1 pseudogene is annotated in these 329 nt (G+C 72.6%); it reads left to right on the top strand.

Going from position 1 to position 329, the window contains the following annotated elements:
• A pseudogene (locus ILP86_RS19735) lies at positions 1–329 on the top strand (hypothetical protein); the annotation flags it as partial.

The raw sequence follows: 329 nt of genomic DNA, 5'->3' as shown, positions 1-329 counted from the left end.
TCGGCTACTCGACGCAGCAGGTGCGCGACCTCGAGCGACTCGGTGTGCTCCCCGCCGCGGAGCGCGGTGCGAACGGGTACCGGCGGTATCGGATGCCGCATGTCCTGGCGCTGCACGCCTATCGGGCGTTGGCGACGGCGCTCGGTCCGGTGCCCGCGCGTCGACTGATGCCCGCTCTCATCGGCGGATCGGTCGAGCAGGCGGCGGAGCGGATCGACACCCTGCACGCGGATCTCGCCCTCGAACGCTCACGGGTGCGCGCGGCCCTGCGCGGACTCGAGGACGCGGTGGCGGAGGCCGACGACCCGTTCGTCGAGGACGATGCCATG

Source organism: Microbacterium sp. R1, from assembly GCF_015159725.1.
Lineage (GTDB): Bacteria > Actinomycetota > Actinomycetes > Actinomycetales > Microbacteriaceae > Microbacterium > Microbacterium oxydans.
The sequence above is the reverse complement of the archived record's forward strand: the minus strand, read 5'-3'. Positions and strand labels throughout refer to the sequence as shown.